Here is a 22,557-nt window from a genome sequence, read left to right as displayed (position 1 = left end):
GCAGGACCGTGGTGATTCGTTGCCGCACAATGCGGTGGTCGAGATGCGGGGCGTTCCCGGCGGTGCTACAACGGTGAACATGGGTGATTACGAACACAGCGCCACCGTGCGCACGTCGCCGTCCGCACTGTTCGACTATCTCTCCGAGGTGCGAAATCTGCCCGAATACTTCGAGGGAATGGTTTCCGCCGAATCCGTCGGGGCCGGCGCCGTGCATGTCGTGGCAGAGGTGGAAGGCGAACGGCGCGAGGGTGAAGCATGGATGGAAACCGACGAGGGTGCCCGCACCATGCGGTGGGGCTCGGAAGGGCCGAACCGGTATCGCGGTGAACTCCGAGTCACCGGGGAAGGCGACGACTCCGCGACCGTGACGGTCACGCTGCACACCGAGCGTGCCGACGGCCCCGGTATCCGCAGCGGCCTCGAGGCAACCCTGGCCAACATCAAACGTCACGTCGAAGGCCGCAGCACCGCGCGCAGCTGAGCACCGAGGTGCGCACAGCCCTGTGGCACGAACGATCGAGCTTCTCCCCGGCCCGGGACTGGATGCGGCGCTGCGCCGGCTGTGGTGGCTGCTGCTCGAGGCCGGTCTGCCCAGCCAGGCACGCCACACCCATGCCAGCAACCGTCCCCACGCGACCATGACCCGGTGCGAACTCGATCAACGAACGCTCGACAGCGTCCTCGCCGAAGCCGGGCAATGGCTTCCCGCCACCGCTCCACTCGGCGAGATGCGGTTCTTGGGGCGAGGTGAGCGGCAAGCCCTCGTGGTGAGCATCCGCCCGGTGCCATGGCTGACGGCGCTGCACCGCCAGGTGCACGAGCGGGTCAGCGCAGCGAACGGCACACCGCACCCGCTGCACCGGCCGAGCAGATGGGTGCCCCACGTGACACTCGCCCGCGGTCTCGACAGCAGCCGGCGTCGCAGCGCGATGCGCTCACTGGTCGGAACACACGTCACCGAGCAGGAATGGGTGGGTGTGCGCAGCTATGACGAAGCCGATCGCAGCATCGCGGAAGTCTCGTGAGCGGGCAGGGCGCAAACAAGCCCCCGCAACGTAGGTGCCCGGTTCACCGGGGAGCCCTCCGCGCATGACCGTACGTTCCAGTCGGCAGTGAGGTGGTCGAACGTGGAGGAACAACAGCGAGGCGAGATTCGCAGCCAGTTCGACGAGGTCGTCAACATGACCGCCGAAGAGCTCGAGCGGTGGCTGGAGACCGAGGAGTCGCAGTCCGTCGGCGAAAGCGAGCACGGGGAGTCCAAAGGTCACCAATCGGGGCGTCGGATCGTGCGCATCCTCCGAAGTTCCCGGGGAGAGCTCGACGAGCAGGACTACGAGCACATGCGCAAAGTCATCGGCTATGTGCATCGGCATCTCGCCCAGCCGCCCTCCGGCGATACGCGTGAGACGCGATGGCGCTCTTCGCTGAAGAACTGGGGCCACGACCCCCTCAAATGACGGCAGATCTCCTGCCGAGCAAGCCGGCGCCCCACCTTTCGGCGTGTGGGCCCGATCCGGTCGTGCGCAGGATCGGAGACCCCCGGGGTGCGGGTCTGTGGTGACGCGAGCGGGGTGGCGATGAACCGAGTGCAGTGTTGTGTGGTCGGTGGCGGCCCCGGCGGGATGGTGTTGGCCTATCTGCTCGCGCGGGCCGGGGTGTCGGTGACAGTGTTGGAAACGCACCGGGACTTCGATCGGGACTTTCGGGGTGACTCGCTGCACCCGGCGACGTTGGAACTCATGGACGAGCTCGGTTTGGCCGAGGAGCTTCTGGAGTTGCCACACCACAAGGCCCGGTGCTTTCGATTCCGGACTTCACAAGGGATCTTCACCACCACCGATTACTCGCGCCTGCGATCCCGTTTTCCCTATGTGGCCCTGATGCCGCAGTCCCGATTTCTCGACTTCCTGGCCCAGCAGGCCACGGCAATACCGGAGTTCCGGTTGCGGATGGGGTCGAAGGTCATCGGGCTGCTCGGTCGGGACCGGGTGGCCGGGGTGCGTTTCCGGGACGAGACCGGTGAGCACGAGTTGCGGGCGGACATGGTCATCGCCGCCGACGGGCGGTTCTCCCGAATGCGTCGACTGGCCGACATGCCGGTGCAGTCCCTGGGAGCGGGCTCCGACGTCGTGTGGTTCCGGCTGCCTCATCGACCCGAGGACCCGCCCGATGCCGATCTCGACCTGTATTTCGGTCGCGGGCACTACGCGGCCGTGCTCGGTCAACCGGCTTCGTGGCAGGTCGGTTACACGATCGCCAAGGGCAGCTATCCTCAGGTGCGCGCTGCCGGGGCGGAACCCGTGCGCGCGTTTCTCGCCAGGCATGTGCCCTGGCTGGCCGATCGGGTCGAGCTGCTGACGGATCTCAACCAGACCACGTTGCTGTCGGTCGACATCGCCCGCGTGAGTCGTTGGTATCGGCCGGGTCTGTTGCTGCTCGGCGATGCCGCCCATGTGATCTCGCCGGTGGGCGGCAACGGGATTCTCATGGCGATCCAGGACGCGGTGGCATCGGCGAATGTGCTCGTGCCCGCGTTTCGGGCCGGCGGGCCGATCGCACAGGACTCGCTGGCCGAGGTTCAACGTGTCCGCGAACCGGCGATCAAGCATGTCCAACAGCAACAGGTTCGCACCGAGCAGCGCGTGGCCCCCTTCCTCGGCTCGGAGCAGGAGTTCGATCCGGGAGTGGTGTTCCGGATGGTCACCTCGATCCCGTTCCTGCGGCGCCGCTCGGCCCGCAGCAACGCCTACGGGCCCTTTCCGCCGACGTTGGACCCCGCCGTCCTGTCCGGAGCCCGACAATGATTTCGTCGCCGGCGCGCTGCGGGTTCAGGGATGCCGGATTCCGTGCCCGGCCAGGATGACGCGGTATCCCTCCCGGTAGGTGGGGTAGGTCAATCGGAATCCGGTCGCGAGCAGGCGGCTGCTGTCGCAGCGCTTGCCGCGGCTGCCTGCGTGCTCGTCCGGACTGATCGCGGGAGGCGCCACACCGAGCTCGTCGGCGAGGAGTCCTTCGATCGCGGCGGGCAACCGCTCGGGAGTGCGCCTGAGCCCGACGACGCGATGCCCGAGGTCGGCGAATCGCTGCCCGATCTCGGTGCCGAGATCGCCGCATCCCGCCATCAGTACCGTCATCGTTGCCGCTCCGTTCGGCGGTTCGCCGTGTTCGTGCAGCCTCACCAACGGGGGACCCGCCGATCGTGGAAGAGCCGCACGGTGCCGTCCGAAGACATCCGCGCGTATCAAGCCCGACCTCACTTGGACCTTCGCAGCGTACAAAACGGTTCATAACCGATTCAACTCGTTACCGGTCGGCATCTGTTGAAGCAGCGGTTGTCGGGCGAGTCGCCGGGCTCCTGCACCGGTGCGCACATCGGTGCAGGAGCCCGGCGGTTGGCCTCCGACTGCGGTCCGTCCCGGAGTTCCGAGCTCCGCTGCCGGTCAGAGACGATCGAGTTCGTCCTCGGTGAGCAGGCGGGAGCGGATGAGGAACCGCACACCCTCCGGTGCCTCGAGGGAGAACCCGCTGCCCCGGCCGGGGACCACGTCGATGGTCAGATGGGTGTGGCTCCAGTACTCGAACTGCGGCCCCGACATCCACACCGGTACCGGCTCGGCGATCCCGCCGACGTGCAGGTCGCCGAGGTGCACGTCCGAGGCTCCGGTGCGGAACTCTCCGGCCGGGTAGCACATCGGGGCGCTGCCGTCGCAGCATCCGCCGGACTGGTGGAACATCAACGGCCCGTGCTGCTCGGCCAGGCGGCGGATCAGCTCCGCCGCCTGGCCGGTGACGGCCACCCGTTGCGCGGGCCCGGTGTCCGTGCCGCTCATCAGAACAGTCCCGGCCCGCTGTCGGAGTAGTTGACCAGCAGGTTCTTCGTCTGCTGGTAGTGATCCAGCATCATCTTGTGGGTCTCTCGCCCGATGCCGGATTGCTTGTAACCGCCGAAGGCGGCGTGTGCGGGGTAGGAGTGGTAGTTGTTCACCCACACCCGGCCGGCCTGGATATCACGGCCGGCGCGGTAGGCGGTGTTGCCGTTGCGCGACCACACACCCGAACCGAGCCCGTAGAGGGTGTCGTTGGCGATCTTCATGGCGTCGTCGTAGTCGTCGAAGGACGTCACCGACACCACGGGTCCGAAGATCTCCTCCTGGAAGATGCGCTGCTTGTTGTGTCCTTCGAAGATCGTCGGCTCGACGTAGTAGCCGCCGGACAGTTCCCCGCCCAGGTCGGCCCGGTTGCCGCCGGTGAGGACCTTGGCGCCTTCCTGCTTGCCGATGTCGATGTAGGACAGGATCTTTTCCAGCTGGTCGTTGCTGGCCTGCGCACCGACCTGGGTAGTGGTGTCCAGCGGGTGTCCCTGCTTGATCGCCTTGGTGCGTTCGACCGCCTCGCCGAGGAACTCCTCGTACATCCCGGCCTGGATCAGTGCCCGCGACGGGCAGGTGCACACCTCGCCCTGGTTGAGGGCGAACATCGCGAACCCTTCCAGCGCCTTGTCGTAGAAGGCGTCCTTGCTCGCCGCGACGTCGTCGAAGAAGATGTTCGGGCTCTTGCCACCGAGCTCCACCGTCGCCGGGATGATGTTCTCGCTGGCGTACTGCAGGATCAGCCGTCCGGTCGTGGTCTCGCCGGTGAAGGCGACCTTGCTGATGCGCGGATTCGACGCCAGTGGCTTGCCGGCCTCGACACCGAACCCGTTGACCACGTTGAGCACCCCGGCGGGCAGGAGATCGCCGATGACCTCCAGCAGGACGTGGATCGAGGCCGGTGTCTGCTCGGCCGGTTTGAGCACGATCGCGTTGCCCGCGGCCAGCGCCGGCGCCAGCTTCCACGTCGCCATCAGGATCGGGAAGTTCCACGGGATGATCTGGGCGACCACGCCCAGCGGCTCGTGGAAGTGGTAGGCGACGGTGTTCTCGTCGATCTGCGAGATACCGCCTTCCTGGCCCCGCAAGGCGCCGGCGAAGTACCGGAAGTGGTCGATGGCCAGCGGGATGTCGGCTGCCAGGCACTCCCGGACCGGCTTGCCGTTCTCCCAGGACTCGGCCACGGCGAGCTTTTCCAGGTTGGCCTCCATCTGATCGGCGATGGCCAGCAGTACCCCGGAGCGCTCGCCGGGGGAGGCCTTGCCCCAGGCGGCCGCGGCTCCCTCCGCGGCATCGATGGCCCGCTCGACGTCGTCGGCCGTGCCTCGAGCCACCTCGGTGAAGGTCTGGCCGGTCACCGGAGTCGGGTTCTCGAAATACCCGCCCTTGCTCGGAGCCACGTACTCCCCACCGATGTAGTGGTCGTACCGAGAGCGGAACTCCACCACCGAACCGGCTGTCCCCGGCGCTGCGTACTGAGTCATGTTCGTGCCTCCATGCGACGCGAATGTCGACGAGTGTTCGCGATCGGCGCACCCGGCCGATCCGTGGTGCCGCAACCTAGAACCGGCACCGTTGCAACGACGTTTCTTGCGATCGCCCGGAAGCAGGGGGCCCGACCCGTTCGGACGGTCAGGCTTGTGTGTTGTGCACATCACCCGGCATGATGGATCAACTTGCACCGGAGCGAACCGACGCCGGGACAACATTCGAGGTAGGCCGATGTGGCCGATTAATGTCCTATGAAGCAGATCAACGAACGTTTCGACGACCCGGTCGAGCAGGCCCGACTACTGGAGCAGGTGCATGCTGCCGTGCTCGCCGGTCAGAAGGGACCGCGCTCGCCGCGCCCGGTCGTCGTCGAGTCCTGGAGGCGGTCGCTGGCGGCGGAGATCGACCCGGACGCCTGGGAGCCGCCGGTGGTGTTCGCCGACGACCGGATCCCCGACGTCCGCGAATCCCATCCGCTGGCGGCGTGCGTGCCGCTGTTGCGGCAGACGTTGCTCGATGCGGCCGGGGACACGACGCACATCATGATCATCACCGATGTGGAGGGGAACATCCTCTGGCGCGAGGGGCACCCCGAGGTGTGCCGCAGGGCCGATGACGTGCGGTTGAGCGAGGGGACCCGCTGGGCCGAAAGTGCCATCGGCACGAATGCCATGGGCACCACGCTCGCCACTGATGCTCCGGTGCAGATCCACTCCGCCGAGCACCTGGTGCGCACCTACCATTCGTGGACCTGCGCGGCCAGTCCGGTGCACGACCCGGAAACCGGTGAGACGGTGGGCTCGATCGACATCAGCGGACCGCTGCACACGATGCACCCGGCGCTGATGGCGCTCGTCTCGGCCGCCGCGCGGCTGGCCGAGGGCGAGCTGTACCGGTCCATGACGCAGCGCCACGAGCGGCTCCGCGAGCGGAACATGCGGCATCTGCACGCCTTGCGCGGGGAACCCGGAGCACTGCTGAGTCCCGGTGGTCGGGTCATCGCAGCCGACCCGCAAGACCTCGTGCTGCCCGAGCAGATCGCGCTGGGGCGGTCCGACGCGGCGATTCGGCTCGGAGACGGCCAGGAGGCGGTTGTCGAACCGTTGTCGGAGGGCTACCTGCTTCGCGTGCCGCAGGCGCGCCGTTCCCGTGAACCACGGCCCGTGCTGCGACTGCGGTTCATGGGGCGTCACCAACCGGTCGCCGAGTTGGACGGCCACGAGTTCGCCCTGGGACTGCGACGGGCCGAGCTGCTTGCGGTGCTCGCCTTGCGAGGGGAGGGTCTCAGCTCGGAGCAGTTGGCCCTGCACGTCCATGGCGAGCAGGGCAATCCGGTCACCGTGCGCGCCGAGATCCACCGCTTGCGGGCGCAACTCGGCCGAGCGGTGGTCCGCACGAAGCCCTACCGGCTCGATGCCCGCGTGGAGACGGATTTCCACGCGGTTCGGCAAGCAATGTTGAGTGGCGACCTCGGTTCGGCTCTCGAGCTGCACGGACCGGGACTGCTTCCCACTTCCGAAGCGCCTGCCGTCCGCGACGAGCGGGAAGACCTCGCTGCCGGGCTGCGTGAAGCGATCCTCGGTAGCCAGGACCCGGACCTGATGTGGGAGTACACCACCACCGATCCGGGACGCGACGACATCGAAATGCTCGAACGCCTTCTCGAATTGCTCCCCTGCGGTGACTGGCGCAGTGGTGCCGCCCGTACCCGACTCGATCGACTGCTGCACGAAGGTGAATGAATTTCCGCTTCCGCGGATGCAGGAGCGCGCACATGCCGGTGAGGGAAGTGATACGAGTGTGCATGTTCGGGCAACGCCGACGACCGCCCTGGCCCGTCGTGCTCAGGCAGCCGCCGGGATACCGGCTCGATCGGACGGGTGGTGGCAGCACCCGGCGCAGTGGCTCGGTGGTGTGAGCACCCGTAGGTTTCGACAGTGATCCGTGACACCCTGATTGCGGGGGTCGATGCACCAGCACATGCTCCCCGGGGAGGACCGCAGAGTATGCCGGAGTTGAAGACCACATTCGCTCACCCGGACGTTCCCCGGCAATCGTCGTGGCTCAGCGAACCGTGTGTGGACGGTATAGAAGGTTTCTCCACCGACGGGGAACGTCCTGCGCTGGCCAAGTTCCACGCCCCCGAGATCGTGTTCGGCCCACACTCGCTCGGGGAACTCGGTCACTGTGCTCGAAGAGTCGGCGGACGGCGTCCCTTCCTCGTGACCGATCCGGGGCTGGCCGAGGCTGGTTGGGTTCGTGAGGCCGTCCGGCATCTGATCGATGCGGGTCTGCGGCCCGTGGTTTGGCAAGACCTGACCCCCAACCCCAAGGAGCGTGAGGTCCAGGCGGCCTATGCCGAGTACGTCAACACCGGCAGCGACGTCATCGTCGCCGTGGGCGGTGGATCGTGCATCGACGCGGCCAAGGGGGTTGCCATTCTGTCCGGAAATGGTGGCCGCATCCTCGCCTACGAGGGTGTCGACCAGGTGGTGAACCCGATTCCGCCGCTGGTCATGGCTCCGTCGACCTCCGGGACCGGGGCGGATGTCTCCCAGTTCTGCGTCGTGACCGACACGGCGAACCTGACCAAGGTCACCATCATCAGCCGCACGCTGGTTCCGGAGATATCGATCGTGGACCCGCGGCTGCTCACCACGATGCCGGACTGGCTCAACGCCGCCACCGGGCTGGACGCGCTCACTCACGCGATGGAGGCGTTCGTCTCCCTCGCCCATAACACGCTCACCGATCACCACGCGCTGCACGCTGTTCATCTGGTCACCAAGAACCTGCTGGGCACCCTGCTGGATCCGACCGGGGAGGGGCCCCGTATCGCGATGGCTCAGGGGTCGCTGGAGGCGGGGATGGCCTTCACCAATGCGATCCTCGGCGTCACACACGCGATGAGTCACCAGGTCGGCGGACTGCTGGACGCGCCTCACGGGGTGATCAACGGAATCCTGCTGCCGCACGTGATCCGGTTCAACGCTGCTGCGGACCCGTCGCGTTACGTGCCTCTGGCCGCCGCAGCGGGAATCGCCACCGAGCACGCTCCGGCCGACGAGATCGCCGATCTGCTCGCCGGGCGGGTTCGGGAGCTGGCCGACTCCGTCGGCGTGCCGCGAAGTCTGGCCGCGCTCGGGGTCGGCGAGCACAACGTGACCCACCTGGCCGAGACCACGTTGAAGGACGCCTGTCTGGCGACGAACCCCCGGGCTGCTACCCGGACCGAGATCGAAGCGCTGCTCCGCAGCGCGATGTGAGGGGCGAGCCCGTGACCACCTGGGAGCAGCCCCGAGCGGCCGAGGAGACCGCCTCCCTCGGCGAGTTGACCGGGGTGCGATCGAGCAAGCATTCCTTCTACCCCGAGTACATTCGTTCGAACGAGCGTTTGACGGTAGCGGTTCAAGCGCTCGATGAGATCTCCCGCGCACTGGTGCGCTCGGCGGAGGGGCCACGAGCGCTGGTGGAGGCCGTGCTCGGCGCGGCGGTCGAGCACCTGGAAGCCGAGTGGGTTCTGCTGGCGGTGGCCGACGGCGCATTGCGGGGAATCCGTCCAGGGTTCCTGCTGGCCATCGGCGGCGAGTTCATCGACCGGGAGGAGCAGTTGCCGGTCGAGGTACGTGAGCAGCTCGACGTGATCCGCAGGCGTCCGTGGGAACTGGAGCCGTGCGCCACCGGGCCGGGATGGGTGCGCGCTCCCATGATGCTGGAGGACGAGCCCGTCGGCGGTATCGTCGGACAGCCCGGCCACGGTGTGCATGTGGCCCGGACGGACTTGAGCATCCTGCGGGTACTTGCCAACCAGGCCGCCGTCGCACTGTACAACTCACACCTTTTCCACACCGTCGCGCAATTGCGCGGGCGCACCGAGCAGCTCGACGAGGAAGCATCCCGGCAGGCGAAGGACCTTGTGGAGCGGAAGGCGGAGCTGCAGCAGGTCCAACGCAGGCTCACCGAGGCGATGCAACACCAGGTCATCGACGAGGAGCGTCACCGCATCGCCAGGGAGCTGCACGACAGTGTCACCCAGGCAGTGCTCAGTGCCGGCATGACGGTCGAGGTGTGCCGGTCCGAGCTGGAGTCGATGGATGAGCGCGCACAGGAGGTCGGCCGACGTCTGGTGACCGCGAAGGACCTCACCCAGCAGGCGGTCACCCAGCTTCGGTCCGCGATTTACGCGTTGCATCATGCCTCGGACGAGGGTCCGGGGTCGTTGCCGGTACTTCTGGAGCGGCTCTCGAACGTGCATCTGCCCACCGAGGTGACGGCCGCCGTGCGGGTGGAGGGTGAGCCGATACCGTTGTCCTACGTCGCCGAGCATTCCATGCTTCGGCTGACGGGGGAGGCCCTGTTCAATGTCGCCACCCACGCCGACGCCGATCAGGCGATGGTCGAGCTCGCCTACGAATCCCACCGGGTGGTGCTGTCCATCGCCGACGACGGCAACGGTGATCCGGCGCAACTTCGCAAGGTGTTGGAGGAGGCCAGCGCGTCCTGTCTGAGCGGTCACCACCGCGGCTTGGCGAACATGGCGGCACGAGCCGAGCAACTCGGTGGCGCGCTGTCGATCGCACGGGCGCAGATGGGCGGGATCCTCATTCGCCTGGAGGTCCCGTTGCCGTTGCCGGAAGGGGAGTTCGATGAATGAGAGCGGTGCGCTGGTGCGTCCCGAAAACGCTCGGGGCGGCACTGTCGAACAGGCGTTGAGTGCCGATCCGGTGCGGATCGTGATCGTGGACGACCATGCCATCGTACGGCAGGGCCTGTGGTCGGTCCTGGAGCGAGAGCGGGATCTCTCGGTGGTCGGTGAAGCATCGACCTCCGATGAGGCCCTTGCGATCGTGGAGCGGACGAACCCTTCCGTGGTGCTGCTCGATCTGAAGCTGTCGTCCGGAAACGACTGTGAGGGGCTCGCGCTCTGCGAGAGGCTCGTCGGGCAGTTCGACGATGTGGGTGTTCTGGTGCTGACGACCTTCTTGGACGACAAGCTCGTTATCGAGGCGATTCACCGAGGGGCCCACGGGTATGTCATCAAGGACGTCGACACCACCGAGCTCGTTCGCGCGATCCGTGCAGTGTCCAAAAAGGAGAGTGCATTCGACTCGCGGTCGGCGGCGACGGTGGTACATTCGATCAACAACCAGCTCACCGCGCCCGAGCTGACCGATCGCGAGTTGCGGGTACTCGGTCTGCTGGCGCGAGGGTCGAGCAACCGCGGCATCGGGGCGGAGCTCTACATCTCGGAGACGACCGTGAAGTTCCACGTTCGCAACATCATGCGCAAGCTGGGGGCGTCCAGTCGTGCGGAGGCGGTGTACGAGGCGAGCAAGAACAACCTGATTTAGAGGTGGGCTCCGACCTCTCGGGATATCCGATCGTGCGCTCGGGCACGGTCCAGGACGAGCCAACCGCCGTGGTGTTCTTCGACGTGGAACGGTATCCGCATCTCGCGGGCCAGCGCTGTCAATTCGGAGAGGTCGAACGTACGGACGTGACCGTAGGCCGCGGTCGGTTCCTCCTCGAGCGGTACGGCGACGACGACCTTTCTGCGTGCCAACCGCACTGCCTCGGCGAGCACGTCGGCGCCGTGCCTGGGGGAAAGGTGTTCCAGGAGGTGGATGACCGTCACGGTGTCGACCGATTGGGCGGGGAGCGGGATTCTCGCTCCGTCGCAGACGAGCGAGCCCATCGAAATGCCACGCTGCTCGCAGACCGTCCGTAGCAGTTTCATGCTGCCACTGGCGATGTCGGTGGCGATGACCGGATTGTGGCGACGTTCGGCGAGCAACAACGCCAGGAAGCCGAAGCAGGAGCCGATGTCGAGCACTCGGCCATCGGGGACGAGTTCCAGAACGCGCCGATACACCGGCAGCATGTCGGCGATCGAGTGTGAGCCATGCACCGAGGTGTGTGGTGCCTCCCAGCATCGGTGCAGGGCGGTGAGGGTGTTGTCGTAGAACCTGGACCAGGCTTGTACCGGGTCGTCCACCGTGGATTTCACGATGCCCGTGAAGACCCGCTCGAAGACCTCGGCGCCGCTGAGCCAGCCGGGCGCGAACAGCTCGGCGGCGATCTGGCCCGCGAGGTTGTTGTCCAGCTTCTCCGGACGCACGTGGTGACCGACCCACACCCGGTGGCTGTGGCGGCGAACGCAGAAGTGCGGGGTGCGCACGATCGGCGGCGGCTGATCGACCGTGTCGGATAACCGGGGTTCGTGTACCACCGTGACCATGCTGTCGCTGTATCGCCCCGTTTCCCCTGCGGCGAGGGGGTCGATCACCGCGGCGCCGGACAAGGAGAGCGCGCTGCTCATCGCCCGGTCCCCACCAGTTCAGGGGATTCCGAGGCTCGGGTCAACCCGGACAGGTCCCGGACGACCTCGACCCGGTCGCAGTGTTCGGCGTACAGCGGAAGGTCGCAGCGCCCCAGCTTCCAGGAGTAGCGGGGTTCGGGAGTCAACCAGATGACTTCCCGGACGCGCCGCGCCAGGTCTGCGAACCCTTCGATGTTCGGGTCATTGCCGTTGCCTCGGCCGTCTCCGAGGATCAGCACGGTGGTGTGGCGGTTGAGCACCGATCCGTGCTCGGACAGGAAGCTGCTCAGCGCGCTTCCGTAGTCGGAGTTGGCATCGACGTCGAGCACACCACCAGCCGGAAGCCCGTCGAAGACCAATCCGAGGGCGCGTTCCAGCGGGTGTTCGGCGAAGAGGTCGGTGATCTCCACGGCCTCGGCGACGAAGGCGAAGGAGCGGACCTGGCTGAACAGGGACTGAAGTCCGTGCACCAGGTGCAGGGTGAACCGCGCGGTGCTGCGCACCGAGAGCGATACGTCGGTGAGCACGACCAGCCGCGGCTTGTCCTCGGCGCGTCTCGTGGTGACGGGACGGAACGGGACCGCGTCGTAACGCATGTTGCGGCGCATGGTTCGGCCGGCGTGAATCCGTCCGCGTGGTGTGTTGACGTGCTTGCTGGTGCGGGCGCCACGCAGAGTGCGCACCAGCCGACGAAGTGAGTCCTCGAGTTCCTGCCGCTCGCGCTCGTCGATGCGGTCCAGAAGTCCCCCTGCGGGCACGGTCTCCGGCTTGGGGGGCTGCAACTCCGCGAGCTTGCGCAGATGCCGACGGAGCATGTCCGGCAGGTTCTCGAGCATTCCGCTGAGCTTGTTGCGCAACGCGTCGAGTTGCACGTCGTCGAGATCGTCCTCGGCTCCGGCCAGCCAGTCCAACAGGAGACGTTCCTCGGCGATGGTCAGATCGGTGTCGACCTGGCTGCCGGTGTGTTGCGAGAGCTGGCCGGGCACTCCGGCGTTGTGCAGCCTCGACGTCTCGAGCTGCACGTCCGCTCCGCCGGTCCGGCCGGTTCCGGACTGTTCGCGTGAGAACACGATCTCGTCGGTCAGCGAGGCGAGGTCGATCTTGTTGGCTTCCTGGTGCAGGTTGTACTGCTGAGCCAAGTCCTCCCGATCGAACAGGTCGCGGATGTCCTTGGGCTTGTCGTGACTGTGCCCTTCCTGCGGTGTTTCCGAGGGCTCCTCGGAAGCGGTGAAGCTCTCCAGAGCCCCGGTGTCGTCGAGGTCCTCGTGGGTGTGGTCGTGCCCCGCGTCGTCGTGCTCGACGACCGGGCGGAGCGCGAAGAACGCGTCGAAGACCTCGTCGAAGATCTCCTCGTCCCGGCGGTCCTTGACGAGCGCGACACGCAGCGCGTCGCGCAGCAGTGTCCTGCTGCTGAGCATCCCGGGTTGGGACGCGCAGCGCATGGCGTCCGTCGCTTCGACCACCGAGACGCGCAGGCCGTACAGTCGTAGCAGGCGCACGAAGCGGTGCAGGCTGATTTGCATGGTCCCACCTCGATCGACGGGCGTGCCGGGGCTTCGTGGTCGTTTCAGAACGGTCGTTTGCGAGCGTGCGGGGCCCACGACCGACTGCCCTGCTCGGAGCTGACCCCGCTGTTGCGGCGCTGGACCGGAGCGCTGGTCGTGGACCCGTAGTAGCCCTCGTCGTGCCTGCCGGGGCGGTCCTTGGCGGCACGGACCTGTTTGCCGTAATCCTTGTCATCGGTGCCGGCCGGGGCCGTCTCCGTAGCCACCCGCTCGCCGTGAGCATGGCTGTGATGATGCCCGTGCCCGTGCCCGTGGTCGTGTGAGTGCTGCTCGGGAACCGTGCGGTTCGGGTCCCGGAGCAGGGGCATGAGCTCGCGGGCCTTGTCCAGGTCCCGCTCGTACTTGAGCACGACGTTCGCGGTGTCGGCCAGTACCGAGGGGTCCAGCTCCTCGACGCCGAGCACGGCGAGAGTGCGTGCCCAGTCGATGGTTTCCGAGATGCTGGGGGCCTTGCGCAACGGTAGTTCGCGGATGTCGCGCACCACCTCGACGAGCCGGTGCGCCGCCACCTCCGGCAGCCCGGTCCGCTTGGACTTGATGATTTCCAGTTCCCGGTTCGCATCGGGATAGTCGAGGAACAGGTGCAGACAGCGACGTTTCAGCGCGGCCGAGAGATCACGGGTGTTGTTGGAGGTGAGTACGACCAACGGCGGGGTTTTCGCAGTGTAGGTACCGATCTCGGGTACCGAGACCTGGTACTCGCCGAGGCATTCCAGAAGGACCGCCTCGAGAGCTTCGTCCGCGCGGTCCACCTCGTCGACCAGCAGCACCGCGGGTTCGTCGCCGCGGATCGCATCCAGCAGCGGCCGAGGGGTGAGGAACCGGTCGGAGAAGAAGACGTCGTCCTGCTTGCCGATCGCCTCGACCGCCGAGTCCAGGTCGGGAGTGTCGGCGATGATCTCGCTGATCTTCTCCCGCAGCATCTGGGTGTAGAGCAACTGCTTGCCGTAGTCCCACTCGTAGAGGGCCTTGGTCTCGTCCTGGCCCTCGTAGCACTGCAGGCGCAGCAGGCGGCGCCCGGTGACCGCGGCCAGCTTGGTCGCGAGCTCGGTCTTGCCCACACCGGCCGGTCCCTCCAGCAACAGCGGCTTGGCCAGCCGGGTGGTGAGAAAGATGGTGGTCGCCAATCGGGTGTCGGTGAGGTAGCCCGCCTCGGCGAAGCTTTCGGTCACCTCGTCGATCGATTCGAAGCCTGCCGGGACGTCTTCCTGATCGCTTCCTGCTGACACGGATCCTCCGCTTCTCTTCGATCCGGTACGCCGGTCCGGCGCCCGTGGGCATCTTTCGGCAGGGCCGGTGGGTGAGACGGACTCACCCACCGGCCGGGGGCGTGCTCAGCTGAGCAGCTCGTCCAGGGAACCGGTCATGCAGTGCTCGACGACCGGGCGCACCGTGTCGAACGTGCACTCCTTCGGGTTCCCCGGCGTGCAGGCGTCACCGAGCACATGCTTGGTGATCGCGTCGACGTCCTCGGCGTCGCCCTTGATCTGTGTGCGTCGCTCGTAGAACTTCGTGGGTCCTTCACCCAGCCGGTTCTTGGAGTAGGTGTCCTTGGTGATGTCCACGAACCGTTCGGTGATGCCGACATCGCGCAGCAGTCGAATCGCGGCGTTGAGGGCCGCATCCGCGGCCTGCACGTCGTTCATGCCGCGGGTGTTCACGCCCATCGCCTCGGCCATCTCGGCGAAACGTTTGTAGGCGACCGGCATGTTGAACGCCCACACGCGCGGCAGCGCGATGGCGTTGTTCAGGCCGTGGTGGGTGTCGTAGAAGGCGCTGACCGCGTGCGAGATCGAATGGATGACGCCCAGGCCGCCGGAGTTGAACGCCTGGGCGGCGATGTACTGCGCGTACATCATGCCCTCTCGTCCCGGGAGGTCCTGGCCGTTCCAGGTCGCTTGGCGCAGGTTCTCGGCGGTCAGCTTGATGGCCCGCAGCGCGTTGCCCAGGGATGGTTCGAAGTTGATCCGCGAGACGTAGGGTTCGGAGGCGTGCGCGAGCACGTCGAAACCGCACTGGGCGGTGTAGTCGACGGGGCAGTCGTAGTACAGCACCGGGTCGTCGATGGCCAGGCTGGCCACGCACGCGTCGTCGAAGGCGACGTACTTGTGCGGGTTGTCCGGGTCGGTCGTGGTGTCGGTGATGACGTAGGCCCACGAGGTCTCCGAACCGGTACCGGCGGTCGTCGACACCGCGATGTGCGGCGGATTGTTCGGGTTCTCCGACTTGTTGAAGCCCTCGAACTCGTTGACGTTGCGCCCGTCGTGGGCGACCGAGACCCGGGCACCCTTGCAGGCGTCGTGTGACGACCCGCCTCCGATGGAGATGAAACTGTCGCAGGAGTTCTCCTGGTACAGCGCCACCGAATCCATGGTGTTGTAGTCCTTGGGATTGGATTCGACCTCGTCGTAGAGAACCGGGTCGAGTCCGTGGTACTTCAGCGACTCCACGATGTTGTGCACGATGTCGGTGCCGCGAAGCCCGGAGGTCATCACCAGCGGCTTGCGGAAGCCGAGTTTGAGCGCCTCCGGCCCGATCATCTCGTGAGCTCCGGGGCCCATCAATGCCCGCGGGAACGGATGAAATTCCTTCAGTGGGAACGGCTTGAGCAGCTCCTCGACCTTCATGTCCGTTTCCTCTCCGGCGACCCCATCGGTCGCCTGCCGGGGATGCGGGGGCCGGTGCCCGCGCCCTTCCGGGCGCGGAATGGCTCCGCGCTCGATTGCCACGAACCGCCTGTGGTCGGTGCGACCAGTCGCGTGAGGTGGTTCACGCGAGAACGGGACGTCGGCGAAGCTAAGCCGCGGGATCGCTCCTTCGATAGGTGTTCGCCCGGAAACTGCCGAGGTGGATGTCCAGGACCGTCCGATCGGACTGGTGCGGCCCCTCCATCGGGACAGTCATGTGCTGTGTGGCACGCTCCCGAACTCCCTTCCGGCGACCGCTGCCCTCGTTCACCGAGCGATGTACGCAGCTCTGCCGGCGCATCGCTCGATGGGCGAGTGCTCCCACCTGTCCGATCGGGCAGGTGGGGAAGGCCCGAGAGCACGGTGAACGAGCATCGTGGTGTTGATTAGCGTCATCCTCGTCGGCGGCCACTCCACCGCGACCGCTCACCACAGCCATCGAAAGGGGAAACCCGATGTCCTACGAGTCCGTGGAAACCGCTTCGCAGAACGACTCCGAAGACCTCTTCGTGGAGGAAGACCTTCTCGTCGAGGAGGTCTCCATCGACGGAATGTGCGGTGTCTACTGAATTCCGCTCCTCCGCGGCCGATGCGTTCGCCCCGGAGGAGCGAGACCACACACCCACTTCAGTGAACGCGGAGTCACACTTCGACCCGGACGGGCACTACCGACTGAGCCCGAATGTGTCACTGCGCCCGGAAAATTTCGGCGCACTCGCGTACCACTTCGGCAACCGGCGGTTGTCGTTTCTGAAGACCCCCGAGCTCGTGCGGATCGTTGAAGATCTGTGTGAGTACGGATCGGTGCGTGAGGCCGTGGCAGCCCACGACGTCCCGGAAAACCAGCGCGGTGCATATGTCGGGGCGTTGGCTTCGCTCGCCGATTCCGAGATGATCGTACGCGCCTGAGGTCGGTGAGTGGCCGTCCGACAGCAGTCTCGCCTGCCCTGCTCATCCCGCTCGCCACTCACCCAGGAGTGCCACTCATGACCACCATGCGTTCTTCCTCGCGGAACGACCGGAAGAAAGATGTTCTCCCGCTCGTCGAGCAGTTCAAGCACGGACTGCAGTCTCCGATCTGCCTGACGTGGGAATGGACCTACGCCTGCAATCTTTCCTGTGCGCACTGCCTGTCCTCGTCCGGCCGGCGCGACCCCGAGGAGTTGAGCACCGACGAGATCAAGTCGGTGATCGACGAGCTGGAGCGGATGCAGGTCTTCTACGTCAACGTGGGTGGCGGGGAGCCGACCGTGCGCCCGGACTTCTGGGAACTGCTCGACTACGCCGTCGATCACCACGTCGGTATCAAGTTCTCCACCAACGGCTATCGGATCACCCCGCAGCGTGCGCGCCGGCTCGCGGCGACCGACTACGTGGACGTGCAGATCTCACTGGACGGGGCGACGCCCGAGGTCAACGACGCGGTGCGCGGTGCGGGCTCCTACGACACGGCGATGCGGGCCATGGAGAACCTCGCTGCAGCGGGAATGCGCGAATTCAAGATCTCGGTGGTGGTGACCAGCCGGAACGTCGACCAGCTCGACGAGTTCAAGCGAATCGCCGACGGATTCGGTGCCCAATTGCGGATCACCAGGCTGCGTCCGTCGGGGCGTGGCGCCGACGTGTGGGACGAGCTGCACCCTACCGCCGAGCAGCAGTGGACGATCTACCGCTGGTTGCTGGACAACGGCGAGAACGTGCTCACCGGTGACTCGTTCTTCCACCTCAACGCGCTGGGGTCGGAGCCATTGCCGGGGCTGAACCTGTGCGGGGCCGGCCGGGTGGTGTGCTTGATCGACCCCGTGGGCGATGTCTACGCGTGCCCGTTCGCCATCCACGATGCCTTCCACGCCGGGAACGTCCGGGAGGCCGGATTCGGTGCCGTGTGGCGGGATTCCGAGCTGTTCAACGACCTGCGGCGACCGCAGACCGGTGGAGCCTGCATGTCGTGTTCGGCTTACGACGCGTGCCAGGGCGGGTGCATGGCTGCGAAGTTCTTCACCGGTCTGCCGCTGGACGGCCCGGATCCGGAATGCGTCAAGGGGCACGGTGCGGCGGCCCTGACCGAGGTCGATGTCCGGCAGACACCTCGCCCGGCGCAGGACCACTCACGACCCAGCACCCAAAAGCAGCAGGTTCTGCTGGGGTTGCCTGCCATTCGGCGCCCGGACCGAGCCTGCGACGAGAGTCCCCTGGCCGGAATGAGCTGAGCCGGATCATCTTGCAGGGCTCCGGATCGCTTTCCGGAGTTCGTTGTCGTGAAAGGAAAGTTTGCCCATGGGCAGTGACTGGTTCGAGACCGTTGCCGAAGCACAGCGCAGAGCACGCAAACGCCTGCCGTGGTCGGTGTACGGAGCACTGATCGCCGGCTCGGAGAAGGGGGTGACGCTGCAGGACAATCAGGCCGCCTTCGCCGAACTGGGGTTCGCCCCGCACGTGGCCGGTCTTTCGCACGAGCGTGATCTGAGCACGACGGTGATGGGGCAACCGATCTCGTTGCCCGTGGTCATCTCTCCGACCGGTGTGCAGGCCGTGCACCCGGACGGTGAGGTGGCCGTCGCCCGCGCGGCGGCGGCGCGCGGCACGGCCATGGGGTTGAGCGGGTTCGCCAGTAAACCGGTCGAGGAGGTCACCGCCGCCAATCCGCAGACCTTCTTCCAGACCTACTGGGTGGGAGGCCGCGGCGAGATCGAGCAGCGCATGCAGCGTGCCAGCGAGGCGGGTGCGGTCGGCATGATCGCAACCACGGACTGGTCGTTCTCGCACGGCAGGGACTGGGGAAGTCCCGCCATTCCGGAGCGGATGGACCTGAAGACGATGCTGCGCTACGCGCCGCAGGCGCTGACCCACCCCAGATGGTTCTCCGCGTTCGCCAAGCGGCGCCAAATTCCCGATCTGACGGTTCCCAACGTCAGGGGGCGCCGCGAGGAGACACCTCCCACCTTCTTCGGCGCCTACGGGGAATGGATGTTCACACCCCCGCCGAACTGGGACGACGTGCGGTGGATGCGCGAACGGTGGGACGGGCCCTTCATGCTCAAAGGCGTCGGCCGGGTCGATGATGCCAAACGCGCGGTCGATGCGGGCGTGACGGCGATCTCGGTGTCCAACCACGGCGGCAACAACCTCGACGGCACCCCCGCCAGCATCCGGACTCTGCCCCGCATCGCCGAGGCCGTGGGCGACCAGGTGGAGGTGCTGCTCGACGGCGGTGTCCGCCGCGGCAGCGACGTGGTCAAGGCGCTGGCGCTGGGTGCCAAGGCCGTCATGATCGGACGCGCTTACCTGTGGGGCCTGGCAGCCAACGGCCAGGCCGGTGTGGAAAACGTGCTCGACATCCTGCGCGGTGGCATCGACTCGGCGCTGCTGGGCCTGGGGCGCTCGTCCGTTCAGGAGCTCGATCGTTCCGACGTGGTCGTTCCGCCCGGATTCGAAAGCGGTTTCGGAGGAGCAGAGACCGTCGGCTCCGGTTGAGGTGGTGTCCTGAAGCCGTGCCGGAGCCGGGGCACAGCGCCACAACCCGTGAGTCTGCAAGTGTTCCCGGGTGAGAGGGAAGAGCCGATGAACGAACCGAGGGTTGCCGTGGTCACCGGCGCTGCACGCGGCATCGGTGCGGCAGTGGTTCGACGACTGGCCGCCACGGGCTGGAACGTGGTGGCCGTCGACCGTTGCGCCGACGATCCGTACGCCGGGTACCCGTTGGGGACCGAGGACCAGCTCACCGAACTCGTTCGGGAACATCCCGGGAAGGTGATCGAGGCCGTCGTCGACGTGCGCGACCTCGAGGGACTGCGTGCGGTGGTGTCCTTGGCGGAGCAGCGCTTCGGTGGGCTCGACGCGGCCGTCGGGGCCGCCGCGCTGATGGCGGGCGGCAAACCGTTCTGGGAGGCCGACGACTCCGAATGGGATGTGGTGTTCTCAACCGGTGTATCCGGAGTTGCGAATCTGGCGCGTGCCGCGATTCCGACTCTGCTGCGGCGGCCGCAACCGCGCAACGGCCGGTTCGTGGCCCTTGCCTCGGCGGCGGCGCATCGCGGCCTGTGGCGACTGAGCTCGTACAACGCGGCCAAACACGCCGTTGTGGGGTTGATTCGCGGACTCGCGATCGACCTGCGCGATACGGGTGTCTGTGCCACGGCGGTCTCGCCGGGCTCCACGCGAACCGACATGCTCGATGCGACGGCCGACCTCTACGGGCTGGACGACATCGAGGAGTTCGCTCGGCACCAGCTCACCGAGCGTCTGCTCGAGCCCGACGAGGTGGCTGCGGTGGTGTGTTTTCTGTGCTCGCCGGAAGCTTCCGCGATCACGGGCACGGTCGTCCACGCGGACGGAGGATTCACCGCATGAGTGCTCACGAGGATGTCGGCGAGCTGGTCCCGGAAGGCACGTTCCTGCGGCCGGACGACTCGGTGCGTCGCTTCGCGGGGGGAACGGTGCTGGTCGGCGGCTCACCATTGTGGCTTCTGAAACTCGGAGCACAGGGCGCGCGGGTCTTCGGCCGCTGGGTGAACGGCGGCGAAGCGCTCCGCAGGAACGCGGGGGAGCAGCGGTTGGCCCGGCGGCTGCTCGACGCCGGGCTGCTCCACCCCGAATCTCCGCGAGGTCGTTTCACGCTCGCAGACCTCACCCTCGTCACTCCGGTGAAGGACAACGCCTCCGGTGTGCACCGACTGTTGGAGGCCACCGATGAGCTCTCCGAGCGGATCATCGTCGATGACGGTTCCGTCGAGCCGTTACCGGAAGCCGCGCTGCGGCACGAGAAACCGCTGGGGCCCGCGGCGGCTCGTAACGCCGGATGGCAACGTGTGCGAACCGAGCTGATCGCCTTCGTCGATTCCGACGTCGTCCCCGAGACCGGCTGGCTGGACGCGATACTTCCGCTGTTTTCGGACCCAGAGGTTGCGGCCGTCGCGCCGAGGATCCGCAGTCGTCCGGGTGATGCGCCCCTGGAGCGCTACGAGCAGGATCGATCCGCTTTGGACCTGGGGAGTAGACCAGCACCCGTGCGCCCGATGAGCCGTGTCAGCTACGTGCCCGGTGCCGCGCTCGTCGTGCGCCGGAGCGCTCTTGCCGAACTGGGCGGTTTCGACACGCGTCTGCGCTTCGGCGAGGACGTCGACCTCGTATGGCGACTCGCAGCGAGTGGGCACACCGTTCGGTACGCGCCGGAATCGGTCGTGTGGCACGATCCGCGCGCGGGCCTGCTGGAGTGGATGCGGCAGCGATTCGAGTACGGCACTTCGGCGGCATCGCTATCCGCCCGGCATCCCGGCCTGCTCTGTTGCGCGAAGGTGTCTCGATGGAGCGCCCTCTCGTGGGGTCTGCTGGCTTCGGGTCGTCCCGTTACCGCGCTGGCGACGGCGGCGGTGACGACCGCGTTGTTCCCCCGAGCGCTTCGCGGTCGAGGCATCCCCGCCACCGAGGCGCTGCGCTTGGCCGGCGTGGGGCACTTGGGCGCCGGAAGGATCCTCGCCGAGGCCACCCGGCGCACCTGGTGGCCGCCGGCACTCGTCGCTGCACTGTTCGGTGGAAGAGCCCGCGCGGTGACCTCGGCCGTGTTGCTGCCCTGTCTGATCGAATCGGCGGGCAAAGGTCCGAGCTGGGCCCTTCTGCGCCTCCTCGACGACCTGTCGTACGGGGCCGGGGTGTGGGCGGGTTGTCTGAAGGAACGCACCATCGGTCCGCTCCGTCCACAGTTCACCGATGACTCCTTGTGCAGAGGCTCCGGGCGGCGACTTCCGGCGTCACGCTCCATCGGGTCGAAAGCCGGGCGCACTTGTGATCGCAGCAGGTCGTCACAACGGTACGAGCGTGTGGGGGCGAGATGAGTTTGCTGCTGACCGACCAGGCGTGGCCGGATCTGGTCGACCGCGAGCCGCTGGTCGTGCTTCCGCTCGGAGCCTGCGAACAGCACGGTCCGCATCTGCCGGTGGACACCGACACGGCAATCGCCACTGCGGTGGCTCGCAGCGCGGTAGGGGAACTGGCAGGAGACATCGATGTGCTGCTCGCCCCGGAACAGCCCTATGCGGCCAGCGGCGAGCACGAGGGGTTTCCGGGCACTGTTTCGATCGGCTGCGAGGCGTTGCAGCTGCTGCTCGTCGAACTCGGCAGGTCGTTGCTCTGCTGGGCCGGACGGCTGTTGATCGTCAACGGCCACGGTGGTAACAGTCGAACCCTCGCGCAGGCGGTCGCTCGGCTGCGGGACGAGAGCCGTGACGTCGCATGGTGGTCGCACCTTCCGGGAGACGCCGATGCGCACGCGGGCAGGACGGAAACAGCGCTCATGATGGCGCTGAAACCGCCGGCGGTACACGCGGAACGCGCGAAGCCCGGACGTACCGAACCGATCGGTGAATTGCTGCCGGAGCTGATGCGAACCTCGGTACGCCACGTCAGCCCGAACGGTGTGCTGGGAGATCCCGCGGGCGCATCGACCGCCGACGGTGAGCGGATGCTCAGCGTCATGGTCGAGCGGCTCTGCGCCGACGCGCGTAGCTGGCACGTTACGCCGTCCGGACGGCTCCTTCCGTGCCGGATACCTTCCGGCCGGCCGGAAGGTGCCGCGGCAGGCCCGCAGGGCTGAGGTGAAGCCCTGCAGGGGGTGCGGAACTTGCCTT

Annotated in this window: 21 protein-coding genes and 1 pseudogene; 15 read left to right on the top strand and 7 right to left on the bottom strand. The window is 66.9% G+C overall.

Annotation, left to right across the window (positions count from 1 at the left end):
- The first annotated feature begins 79 nt into the window (after nucleotides 1-79).
- The 4 genes from DFQ14_RS21890 to DFQ14_RS14365 all read left to right on the top strand — a co-directional run bounded on the left by DFQ14_RS21890 (nucleotide 80) and on the right by DFQ14_RS14365 (nucleotide 2,807).
- A complete protein-coding gene (locus tag DFQ14_RS21890) occupies nucleotides 80-484 on the top strand; it encodes an SRPBCC family protein (protein ID WP_158546702.1) in 405 nt (134 codons plus the stop codon).
- A 22-nt stretch (nucleotides 485-506) separates the two neighbouring features.
- Nucleotides 507-1,028 carry a 2'-5' RNA ligase family protein gene (locus tag DFQ14_RS14375; protein WP_114453800.1) on the top strand — a complete coding sequence of 174 codons (522 nt, stop codon included), beginning with the start codon at nucleotides 507-509 and terminating at the stop codon, nucleotides 1,026-1,028.
- A gap of 102 nt (nucleotides 1,029-1,130) precedes the next feature.
- On the top strand, nucleotides 1,131-1,460 hold the full coding sequence (locus DFQ14_RS14370) for a DUF3140 domain-containing protein (protein ID WP_114453799.1): 330 nt from the start codon (nucleotides 1,131-1,133) through the stop codon (nucleotides 1,458-1,460).
- A 120-nt stretch (nucleotides 1,461-1,580) separates the two neighbouring features.
- Nucleotides 1,581-2,807 (top strand): FAD-dependent oxidoreductase, encoded by a 1,227-nt coding sequence (locus tag DFQ14_RS14365; protein WP_114453896.1) that lies wholly within the window; start codon nucleotides 1,581-1,583, stop codon nucleotides 2,805-2,807.
- Between the two features lie 156 nt (nucleotides 2,808-2,963).
- On the opposite strand, the pseudogene DFQ14_RS14360 reads toward DFQ14_RS14365, so the two are convergent.
- The 3 genes and pseudogenes from DFQ14_RS14360 to exaC all read right to left on the bottom strand — a co-directional run.
- A pseudogene (locus DFQ14_RS14360) lies at nucleotides 2,964-3,137 on the bottom strand (SDR family NAD(P)-dependent oxidoreductase); the annotation flags it as partial.
- A gap of 306 nt (nucleotides 3,138-3,443) precedes the next feature.
- Nucleotides 3,444-3,833 (bottom strand): DUF779 domain-containing protein, encoded by a 390-nt coding sequence (locus DFQ14_RS14355; protein ID WP_114453798.1) that lies wholly within the window; start codon nucleotides 3,831-3,833, stop codon nucleotides 3,444-3,446.
- On the bottom strand, nucleotides 3,833-5,356 hold the full coding sequence (exaC, locus tag DFQ14_RS14350) for an acetaldehyde dehydrogenase ExaC (RefSeq protein WP_114453797.1): 1,524 nt from the start codon (nucleotides 5,354-5,356) through the stop codon (nucleotides 3,833-3,835). Before exaC ends, DFQ14_RS14355 begins: the two co-directional genes overlap by 1 nt.
- 258 nt (nucleotides 5,357-5,614) lie before the next feature.
- Here exaC and DFQ14_RS14345 point away from each other — a divergent pair, with 258 nt between their 5' ends.
- The 4 genes from DFQ14_RS14345 (at nucleotide 5,615) to DFQ14_RS14330 (ending at nucleotide 10,714) form a co-directional block, all read left to right on the top strand.
- Nucleotides 5,615-7,105, top strand: a complete 1,491-nt coding sequence (locus DFQ14_RS14345; protein WP_114453796.1) for a helix-turn-helix domain-containing protein — start codon at nucleotides 5,615-5,617, stop codon at nucleotides 7,103-7,105.
- Between the two features lie 264 nt (nucleotides 7,106-7,369).
- Nucleotides 7,370-8,629: an iron-containing alcohol dehydrogenase gene (locus DFQ14_RS14340; protein WP_114453795.1), complete on the top strand. Its 1,260-nt coding sequence runs from the start codon at nucleotides 7,370-7,372 to the stop codon at nucleotides 8,627-8,629.
- 11 nt (nucleotides 8,630-8,640) lie between these two features.
- Nucleotides 8,641-10,017 (top strand): MadS family sensor histidine kinase, encoded by a 1,377-nt coding sequence (locus DFQ14_RS14335; RefSeq protein ID WP_170206349.1) that lies wholly within the window; start codon nucleotides 8,641-8,643, stop codon nucleotides 10,015-10,017.
- Complete coding sequence (locus DFQ14_RS14330) at nucleotides 10,010-10,714, top strand: MadR family response regulator transcription factor (protein ID WP_114453794.1); 705 nt, start codon at nucleotides 10,010-10,012, stop codon at nucleotides 10,712-10,714. The genes DFQ14_RS14335 and DFQ14_RS14330 overlap by 8 nt, the downstream gene beginning before the upstream one ends.
- Here DFQ14_RS14330 and mftM read toward each other — a convergent pair.
- The 4 genes from mftM to mdo form a co-directional block, all read right to left on the bottom strand.
- The gene (gene mftM / locus DFQ14_RS14325; protein WP_114453793.1) at nucleotides 10,711-11,682 is read right to left on the bottom strand and encodes a mycofactocin oligosaccharide methyltransferase MftM; all 972 of its coding nucleotides are present in this window, start codon (nucleotides 11,680-11,682) and stop codon (nucleotides 10,711-10,713) included. The genes DFQ14_RS14330 and mftM overlap by 4 nt on opposite strands.
- Nucleotides 11,679-13,205, bottom strand: a complete 1,527-nt coding sequence (locus DFQ14_RS14320; protein WP_114453792.1) for a VWA domain-containing protein — start codon at nucleotides 13,203-13,205, stop codon at nucleotides 11,679-11,681. Before DFQ14_RS14320 ends, mftM begins: the two co-directional genes overlap by 4 nt.
- A 44-nt stretch (nucleotides 13,206-13,249) precedes the next feature.
- The gene (locus DFQ14_RS14315) at nucleotides 13,250-14,476 is read right to left on the bottom strand and encodes an AAA family ATPase (RefSeq protein ID WP_114453791.1); all 1,227 of its coding nucleotides are present in this window, start codon (nucleotides 14,474-14,476) and stop codon (nucleotides 13,250-13,252) included.
- Nucleotides 14,477-14,581: 105 nt separating this feature from the next.
- The gene (mdo, locus tag DFQ14_RS14310; RefSeq protein WP_114453790.1) at nucleotides 14,582-15,874 is read right to left on the bottom strand and encodes an NDMA-dependent methanol dehydrogenase; all 1,293 of its coding nucleotides are present in this window, start codon (nucleotides 15,872-15,874) and stop codon (nucleotides 14,582-14,584) included.
- Nucleotides 15,875-16,389: 515 nt separating this feature from the next.
- Here mdo and mftA point away from each other — a divergent pair.
- The 7 genes from mftA to mftE all read left to right on the top strand — a co-directional run bounded on the left by mftA (nucleotide 16,390) and on the right by mftE (nucleotide 22,523).
- A complete protein-coding gene (gene mftA / locus DFQ14_RS14305) occupies nucleotides 16,390-16,503 on the top strand; it encodes a mycofactocin precursor MftA (protein WP_114453789.1) in 114 nt (37 codons plus the stop codon).
- 115 nt (nucleotides 16,504-16,618) lie between these two features.
- Complete coding sequence (mftB, locus tag DFQ14_RS14300) at nucleotides 16,619-16,843, top strand: mycofactocin biosynthesis chaperone MftB (RefSeq protein WP_420810172.1); 225 nt, start codon at nucleotides 16,619-16,621, stop codon at nucleotides 16,841-16,843.
- A gap of 77 nt (nucleotides 16,844-16,920) precedes the next feature.
- Nucleotides 16,921-18,144 carry a mycofactocin radical SAM maturase gene (mftC, locus tag DFQ14_RS14295; protein ID WP_420810171.1) on the top strand — a complete coding sequence of 408 codons (1,224 nt, stop codon included), beginning with the start codon at nucleotides 16,921-16,923 and terminating at the stop codon, nucleotides 18,142-18,144.
- Nucleotides 18,145-18,211: 67 nt separating this feature from the next.
- On the top strand, nucleotides 18,212-19,408 hold the full coding sequence (mftD, locus tag DFQ14_RS14290) for a pre-mycofactocin synthase MftD (RefSeq protein ID WP_114453787.1): 1,197 nt from the start codon (nucleotides 18,212-18,214) through the stop codon (nucleotides 19,406-19,408).
- 87 nt (nucleotides 19,409-19,495) lie between these two features.
- Nucleotides 19,496-20,284, top strand: coding sequence for a mycofactocin-coupled SDR family oxidoreductase (locus DFQ14_RS14285; protein ID WP_114453786.1), 789 nt, complete (start codon nucleotides 19,496-19,498; stop codon nucleotides 20,282-20,284).
- Nucleotides 20,281-21,765, top strand: a complete 1,485-nt coding sequence (mftF, locus tag DFQ14_RS14280) for a mycofactocin biosynthesis glycosyltransferase MftF (protein ID WP_114453785.1) — start codon at nucleotides 20,281-20,283, stop codon at nucleotides 21,763-21,765. Before DFQ14_RS14285 ends, mftF begins: the two co-directional genes overlap by 4 nt.
- Entirely contained in the window at nucleotides 21,762-22,523 is a 762-nt protein-coding gene (gene mftE / locus DFQ14_RS14275) for a mycofactocin biosynthesis peptidyl-dipeptidase MftE (RefSeq protein WP_114453784.1), read from the top strand. The genes mftF and mftE overlap by 4 nt, the downstream gene beginning before the upstream one ends.
- Nucleotides 22,524-22,557 lie beyond the last annotated feature (34 nt).

Source organism: Halopolyspora algeriensis (assembly GCF_003337235.1).
Classification (GTDB): domain Bacteria; phylum Actinomycetota; class Actinomycetes; order Mycobacteriales; family Pseudonocardiaceae; genus Haloactinomyces; species Haloactinomyces algeriensis.
This window is presented reverse-complemented; position numbering and strand designations above follow the sequence as displayed.